General features: G+C 62.3%; 1 pseudogene. It reads left to right on the top strand.

The window, feature by feature from the left end:
• Positions 1-199: 199 nt before the first annotated feature.
• Positions 200-324 (top strand): annotated as a pseudogene (locus G8O24_RS43185) (DUF2950 family protein); the annotation flags it as partial.

The following is a 324-nucleotide window of genomic DNA, read 5'->3' as shown; positions in this document are numbered from 1 at the left end:
CGGCGTCTTGTAGGATTGCTGTGCCTGGGCCACGGAGCCAAGCAGTGCAAGTACGAACATGCCCGGCAACACCGCGCGCTGCAGCGATTTCAGACTGATCATGGCATCACCTCCGCAGGAATCTTCGCGCCGCCGGCGAGCCAATCGCGGTAGGTGAGGAATGTCAGGCCAAGCTTTTCATAGTAGACGCGCAGATAGCCGTCGCATCGGACGCAACGAACTCGACGCGATCCAGACCGCGCTCGCCTTCGTCGACGCGCAGAACGAATATGCCGACAAGGACCGCGGCGAGGGCGCCGGCGTCTACGCGCAGCACATCATGTC

Origin of the sequence: Bradyrhizobium campsiandrae, assembly GCF_014529705.1 — a bacterium.
GTDB classification, from domain to species: Bacteria; Pseudomonadota; Alphaproteobacteria; order Rhizobiales; family Xanthobacteraceae; genus Bradyrhizobium; species Bradyrhizobium campsiandrae.
The sequence above is the reverse complement of the archived record's forward strand: the minus strand, read 5'-3'. Positions and strand labels throughout refer to the sequence as shown.